This is a genomic window from Capsulimonas sp. (genome assembly GCF_039929585.1).
Taxonomy (GTDB): Bacteria; Armatimonadota; Armatimonadia; order Armatimonadales; family Capsulimonadaceae; genus Capsulimonas.
Genome location: NZ_JBDSQY010000055.1, coordinates 1 through 7,069, shown reverse-complemented (window position 1 = coordinate 7,069; position 7,069 = coordinate 1). Strand labels below are relative to the sequence as shown.

Sequence of the window (7,069 nt, the reverse complement as noted above, 5' to 3'; positions counted from 1 at the left end):
CCAAGAGGCCGCGAGTTGGTGGCTGCCGGATGAGCCGTCTTGTTGCTGCGGAAATGGGGAGTCCCGTGACTATAAGGGGGAGTTGCTCGAAGATGGTCTTTTCCCAGACGGCGGGAGTAAGTTCGTTTATACTTGCCAGCAGTGCGGGAGGCGTTACGTGCATGGTCATCGAAAGTTTCTGGAAGTTTACACGGACAACACGCTTCATCCCTCTATGAAGCATGCGCCGTTTGGCCGCTGGGGGCCTGATGGTGACTGATCGGAAAGGATGGGATGATGGAGTCAAGAGTTTGCGCTAGAAAACGAATTCGGCAAGCCGGGCAGACGATCTTTGAATTGGGCTGCCTGTTGTTCGTTATTGCCGCCGGTATCGCTGTCGCGGTGTCGTTCTGGCGCCATTGGGGGATTATCGGCGCATTAATCGGATTTCCTGTCGGATTCTTTGGTCTTTATTATCTTTACGTCGGCATTCTGAAGTTGGATAGTTGGTGGCTTTCGGTGACGCCGCCGTGCTGCTGTGGAGAAGGCTCATCCAGCAGTTACGATGTCGAGTTTCTCAAAGAAGGTCTTTTCCCAGGCGGAAGTCTTGAGTTCGTTTATACTTGCCAGCAGTGCGGGCGGCGTTATGTAAAGGGGCATCGTAAGTTTCTGGAAGTTTACACGGACAACACGCTTCATCCTTATATGAAGCATGCGCCGTTTGGTCGCTGGCGTCTTGATGGTGACTGATCGGAATATATTGTAAGGATTCGGAAAAGCTCTCGCTTCGGCGGGGGCTTTTTTTCTTGGCGGCGGGGCGGGGCCTCGCGATGGAAAGGGTTCGTTATGAGCGCTGTTTACGACTCCGCGCGCGCCGCGTTTTTGACGGGCGGGATCAATTTGGTTTCCGATACGGTGAAGGCGGCGCTGGTGAAGACGACCTATACGCCGAGTTATGGGACGCACCAATTTCTCAGTGATCTGGGGGCGAATACGACAGGGACGGATCAAACGCTGTCGTCGAAAACGGCGACGGCGGGGGTGTTTGATGCGGCGGATCTCTCGTTCTCGGGAGTTCCGGCGAGCACGGCGATCGGATACATTGTGCTTTACAAAGATACGGGGAGCGCGGGGACGTCGCCGCTGGTGTGCGCGATCGATGCGTCGCTGACGACCGGCGGATCGGTAAGCACGATCGGTGTCACCTGGGACAATGGGGCGAGCCGGATTTTTAAGCTCTAGGCTGGGGCCGGGAAGGATAACGGCGTGACGAATTACTATGTGCGAAAGACGGGGTCGAACGCCGTCGCCGGGACTTCGGTGGGGGCCGCGTGGCTGACGGTTACGAAGGCGATTGGACCCTCTGGAACGACGGTTGGCGGCGACGTGGTGTATCTGGGAGCGGGAATTTATCGGGAGACGGTAACGGTGTCAGTCACGCCGGCGTCTGTGCTGCGGATTGTCGGCGATGTGGACGGGGCGCAGACGGGGGATCTAGGTGAGGTCGTTTGGACCGCATACACGACGAACGACCAGACGACGCCGGCGACGGTGGCGCCGCTCAATATGAACGGCAAGAGCTTTCTGCAGTTCGAGAAGATCCGTTTCGTGGGCGCGAACGCCGCCTCGACGGTGGCGTCCATTGTGAATGCGCTGACGCTGACGTCGACAAACATCACGTTTTTGGACTGCACGTTTGAAGGCGTCGCCTCCAATAACAGCAGCCGCATGGTGCTGGTTTCCGGGGCGGCGGGCGTGACGCAGAATATTTTGTTCGACCGTTGCTTGTTCAAGTCGTATTGTCCGGCGAGCGTTGTGTTTATCAGCACGCCGACGTCCACGACGGGAGCGGACTGGGATGTCGGGATTGAGTTTCGCAACTGCCGGATCGACGCGGGCGGTGCGGGGACGGTGTTCGCCATGACGCCATCGGCGTCCGGCAACGCATTTAAGCCGGGCGGCCTGCTGATACGCAACTGCACCGTGAATGGCGGAGGGACGGCGGTGGCCGCCTCCGCCGGCGTTTCCACCACTGTTCCCATTCGCCTGGAGAATTCGGTGATTGTGGGCGCGGGGACGGGAATTAGTGTGGGGACCGCCGGCCAGGTGATTGACAACTACACGCTGATCTGCGCCAATACGCCGCGCACGGCGGGAACGGCCGGCGCCAATTCGCAAGCCGGACCAGCATGGTATCCGAACCTTCAGATCGGGCACGAAGTGATCGTCGGTCAGCAGCAGCGGCCGTATTTGTATCCAGGCGCTGGGTCGAATGTGCTGGGATTCGGCGCGGACGCGACGTATACCGCGCCGGCCTACGATCTTGCTAACCTTCCCCGACCGTCCGGCGGCGGATCGATCCTGGCGGCGGCGGGATGTTTCGAGCGGCATGGAACGGGAGTGGGCTCCGCCGCGAACGCCGATGGCGGCGTGGGGAAGTGCCTGAAGATCACGGGGCCGGGTGACCAGGATTTTCAGCTGGCGGTGGACGCCGTGTCCACGGTGATTACGGTCAAGGTTCTGTGGGACAGTGGGCACGGCGATACAAACAAACCGCAGGCGTCGCTGCTCGCCAACGCCGAAATCGGGTACGCGGGGGAGACGAAGACAGCAACGGTCACAGCGCCCAGCGCATATGAGACGCTCACGTTCACGGCGTTCACTCCAACGGCTAAGGGCGTTGTGACCCTGCGCCTTTTCTCTCGCTCCGCTTCTGGAACCGGGAACGCTTACTTCGACACCGTAACGCGCACGCCTTAGTCCAAGGGAGGAACCATGCCGGACCCCAATAATTTCGACTATTTCCGGCGCGGCGAACTGGCGAAGTCCGGCGGCGACGGCTCCTTCGGCCTGGACTACGCCGTGCGCGGCGAGCCGGTGGGAGCCATCAGCGCCGCAGCGGCGACCGTGTATGCGCTAACGCCCACTGGCATCCCCAGCACATCCGTGCTCGGCGCCCCATCGCTGTCCGTGTCCTATCTGCTGACGCCGGTAGGCCTCTCGTCCAGTGAGACATTCGGGTCTCCTTCCTATAGTGGAGCGACGGTGAACCAGGGCTCGATCGTAACGCAGATCGGCGCGGAGATCGCGGCGACGGCGGAATCGGGGGCGGCGCGCGTCACGGCGGCGCAATTGGAAGTGGCGGCCCAGATGTCCGGCGGCATGGTCCGCGTGACGGCGGCGAACGCTGAGGTCGCGGCGACGATGTCCCGGACGGAGGTGCGCGTCACGGCGATCTCGCGCGAGACGGCGGCGTGGATGTCGGGCGCCAATGTCCGCGTGACCGCGATCAGCATCGAGTATGCGCTCGGTCCGCTGCCGCCGGGTGTCGTTATCCCGCCGCCGGGAACAATGCTTGATCCACTGCCGCCGAACTGCGACTGCTGCGCCGGCCAATGGATGACGGGCGACCTGCCGCCTACACTCTGGGGCGATGGCGCTGTTCCCGTCACGTCATGGGACAGCGGCGACGCGCCCGCGACAACCTGGACAATGCCTGATTGCTGTTAAGCGAGGATCACTATGCCACCTATTTCCACTACGTTTTCACAGCAGCGCCGCTTTGACGGCTTGGATCTGTTTCACATTCCTGAGGACTTGCCCGTTGGAGCGGTGCAGCAGGCGGACAATCTTTATATCGATGGCGGCGAGCTGGTGACGCGTCCTGGGAAGCTCGGTATGTTCACCACGCCGCTGCATGATCCGGATCCGCCGTACGCGCGGAGGGCTCTGCATGCGCCGCTGGCGTTTGTGCAAAGTAATGGGGTGCGGCAGATCTTGTTTGTCGCGAAAGGCGCTCTTTATAAAACGATCAAAGGCGCGTCGGGTTGGACCGAGATCAAACTCAACGACATGAGTTCTTTCACGCTGGCAAGTGAGAGCGTGCAGATGGCGCGGGTCGGGAAATACGTGTATCTCGTGGATGGGCAGACGAGCTCGCCGCTGTACCGAATCGATCTGGATCAGACACCGTCGGCCGCAGTCGCGACGACCCCGGACGCGCCGGCCATGGCGCTTTCCGTTAGTCTGAAAAACATTCCGATCGAGAACTTTGGCAGTCTCACGGGATGGAGTTCGCGGTCAGCTCCCTCGCCGCCGTCACTGCCATTGACCCCGGATAACCTCCTGCGCAATGGAAGTCTCGGCAAGGCGGGCGGCGGCGATCCGGTCATTCCCGACTACTGGGATAGTATCGGCGTCGCAGACCCCGACTCACGGACGGTGGGCAGTGTCGGCGGGCGTATGACGCCATTTGACGGGGCTTATGCGCTGCTGCTTGACGACCCCGGCGAAGGAATCATTCAGAAAGTCCCCGCGCCGACCTATCCTAATGGTCAAGGCGGATCGGCGCGTGTTTATGAGTTTGAGGGGCAATTCCATCAGGCGGACCGCACGGGTGGATCGAGCGTGGTCGTGACCCTGTATGGAATGGACTCGACGGGCAATATTCTGGGACAGACCTCCGTGGAGTTGACGTTTCCCTATAATCCAGATACTTCGGTAACGGGGTGGGTGCGATCGCGGGTGACGCTCTCGCTGACCGGTCTGCCGATCAATCCTGACCAGATGGGTCTCGAGATGCGCGGCGGCGACAGCAACCGCCGTGGATTGGATACGATCTATATCGATGCCGTTTCGCTGAAGGCGGTGGACAATCATCTGGTCATCGCACGTTCGGCAAACTCGTTTACGCTGTCCTCCAGCGATATCTACCAGGGGGGGAATTATATTTGGAAAGACTATGCGCCAAAGGTAAGTTTCAGCGGATCTAACGTCGTGGCGCTGGCGTACTCGTCCCCCAACACAACGGTTCGCCCCAGCCTTCGCCTGGTGTTTCACAAGGAAGGCGACGCCGACACGATCTTATATCCCACGAACCTGCTCACTTTTAGCCCGGATGGGACGTACGCAAGCGCGGATATTACCACCGTTCCACTGGATGTGCGATTGAATGTCGATCGACTTTATATCCAGATCGATGGTGATATGACGGGAGCGGACGCCAATAATCTGTTCACAATCGGGCCGCTCAGCGCCGCCGGTAATCTGGCGATCAGCGACGGCGTGAGTGTCAGCGCGGGGCCGTATCAATATGTCTTTACCGAGGTGCAGTCGACGACGGACGGCGATATCGAAAGCGATCCGTCGCCGATCTCCAACGCCGTGTCCGCGACCGGGCTGAAGGCGATCGCGACGATGACACTGCCGGCTCCTTCCGGCGGCGTCGCCACCAAATTTTATCATATCTATCGGTATGGCGGGCTGTACGGCGACGCTGTGGGTCGTTTGGTTGCGCGTGTCCCCGTGGGAAGCGGTCCGGACGTGACGGTCTATGACGACGCGCATTCTTACCTCTGGAGCAATTACCTGCGTACGTTTACGGACAATACTCCGGATGGTGCGCTGCTGCTGGCGCCGACGCTGATTACCGGGCGCGGCAAGCCGCCCAGCAGCGCGCAGGCGCTTTGTGAATGGCAGGGGCGGCTCTGGCTGGCGGTGGGATCGACGCTGTGGGGATCGTGGCTGATCACGGGGGATACGCCGGGAGCGCTGTATTACAACGCGGTGTCTTACCCGGACGATCCGAGCGCGTCGATCAAGGGGTTTCGGGTTTCGGTTGGCGGGCTGGACAACGACCCGATCCAGCAGCTGATCCCTTTGTCCACGGCGCTGATCATCCTGAAGCAGCGCTCGGTCTGGATGCTGACCGGGTTCGACAGTTCTGACTTCCAGCTGTCCGGACACTATTTGAAAGCGGGCGTGGGCTGCCTTGCTCCCCGAGCGGCGGCTCTGGTGGAGGGGCGGCTCTGGTTCCTGGGGCCGAACGGGCTGTATGAGTTCGATGGCGGGGATGAGATCAATCCGCGCAGCCTTCCCATCGAGCGGGCGCTGAACCCGCCGCATTCCTCCGGGCCGCCGATTTCATCAGAGGCGTACGCCGGCGCGTCGATGATTTATCATGGGCGCCGCCTTTATCTGTTCGCGCCTTTGCCGGGCGACTTATCGAACACGGTCGCTTATGTTTGGGACAGCCGTCAGAACGGCTGGACGCGTTATCTGCAAATGAACGTAACCGGGGCGGCAAGCCTGTCCACGGCTGCCGATACGGACGATCTGTTTCTGGCTGGATCGGATGGACAGCTTTACCAGCTGACCGGAGAGGGGGACCGGGCGACGCCGTCGGTTGCAGAAGCGAGCGCGGCGCCCATTGCCTTCGCCTTCGCGTCGCGCGGCTTTGGGCGGGAGGAGAGCGGCGGGCAGTACTGGCGGACCAATCGGCCGGTGCGTGTGTACGCTTCGGTGGAAACGGAGGAAAGCGTGGATCTGACAATGGGCGTGTCCTGTTCGGGATGTGCGGCGACGATGGCGCAGACCTATACGGTGGACGGCGCGGCGTCGTTCCGGGTGAAGGTTCCGAGCGGCGTGCGCGGACTGGTGACGACCGTCACGCTTTCGGGCGCCTCCCGGAAGCCGGTGCGGATCGCGTCCGTCGCGGTTGAAAGCGCGGAAGGAGGCTCCGATGGCTAAGCGTCCCCCGTTCTATCACATCCCGGGCGGCGGGCCTCCGCATCCGGTGCGGGACGCGCAGATCAAGGCGCTGACGCAGACATCGGCGAAAGGTCAGACGGCGGCGCGCCCGGCGATTGCGCCTCTTCTCACCGCCGCGCCCGCCGCCTCGTTCACGGCGTCGGCGCCGCTGCGGCTGGCGAACGGCGTTCTCACCCTCGCTGCGGCGTCGGGCGCGCAGGGGGGCTATTTGATCCAGTCGGACTGGATCGCCTTCAGCGCCAAGGAGCCGGCGCTCGGCAGTCCGACACTGGACGGGCAGGCGCTCGTCTCCACCATGACGGGCGCGCGTTCGTGGGCGTCATTCCCAGCCATTCCGAGCTTCGCCGACTCGGAAGTCCCGGCGGGATTGGTCAACGGCGTCAACACGGTCTTCACATTGGCGCATGCGCCCCTAGCCGGGAGCGCGCACGTCTATGTCGGCGCGAGCGCGACGGCGCTTCAGCGGCTCGCGCCGTCCCAATACAGTGTGATTGGAACGGCGCTCACTTACACGACGGCGCCGCTCACGGGGGCGGCGCTG

General features: G+C 61.9%; 7 protein-coding genes. All 7 read left to right on the top strand.

The features are described 5' to 3' along the window. Positions 1-259, top strand: a 259-nt coding sequence (locus ABIZ35_RS03770) for a hypothetical protein (RefSeq protein ID WP_348218536.1), incomplete at its 5' end; no start/stop codon positions are given. A gap of 14 nt (positions 260-273) precedes the next feature. Then, positions 274-729, top strand: coding sequence for a hypothetical protein (locus tag ABIZ35_RS03765; RefSeq protein WP_348218535.1), 456 nt, complete (start codon positions 274-276; stop codon positions 727-729). Between the two features lie 96 nt (positions 730-825). Next, positions 826-1,221: a hypothetical protein gene (locus ABIZ35_RS03760; protein WP_348218534.1), complete on the top strand. Its 396-nt coding sequence runs from the start codon at positions 826-828 to the stop codon at positions 1,219-1,221. A gap of 24 nt (positions 1,222-1,245) precedes the next feature. Next, positions 1,246-2,739 carry a hypothetical protein gene (locus tag ABIZ35_RS03755; RefSeq protein WP_348218533.1) on the top strand — a complete coding sequence of 498 codons (1,494 nt, stop codon included), beginning with the start codon at positions 1,246-1,248 and terminating at the stop codon, positions 2,737-2,739. A gap of 15 nt (positions 2,740-2,754) precedes the next feature. After that, a complete protein-coding gene (locus ABIZ35_RS03750) occupies positions 2,755-3,489 on the top strand; it encodes a hypothetical protein (RefSeq protein ID WP_348218532.1) in 735 nt (244 codons plus the stop codon). Positions 3,490-3,501: 12 nt separating this feature from the next. Continuing rightward, positions 3,502-6,507: a hypothetical protein gene (locus ABIZ35_RS03745; RefSeq protein ID WP_348218531.1), complete on the top strand. Its 3,006-nt coding sequence runs from the start codon at positions 3,502-3,504 to the stop codon at positions 6,505-6,507. Beyond that, positions 6,500-7,069: hypothetical protein (locus ABIZ35_RS03740; protein WP_348218530.1), on the top strand; the 570-nt coding region annotated here is incomplete at its 3' end. The genes ABIZ35_RS03745 and ABIZ35_RS03740, both read left to right, overlap by 8 nt.

Coding starts and splice junctions, on each gene's coding strand:
- ABIZ35_RS03745 (WP_348218531.1), top strand. CDS start 3,502: ATGCCACCTATTTCCACTACGTTTTCACAGCAGCGCCGCTTTGACGGC.
- ABIZ35_RS03765 (WP_348218535.1), top strand. CDS start 274: ATGATGGAGTCAAGAGTTTGCGCTAGAAAACGAATTCGGCAAGCCGGG.
- ABIZ35_RS03760 (WP_348218534.1), top strand. CDS start 826: ATGAGCGCTGTTTACGACTCCGCGCGCGCCGCGTTTTTGACGGGCGGG.
- ABIZ35_RS03750 (WP_348218532.1), top strand. CDS start 2,755: ATGCCGGACCCCAATAATTTCGACTATTTCCGGCGCGGCGAACTGGCG.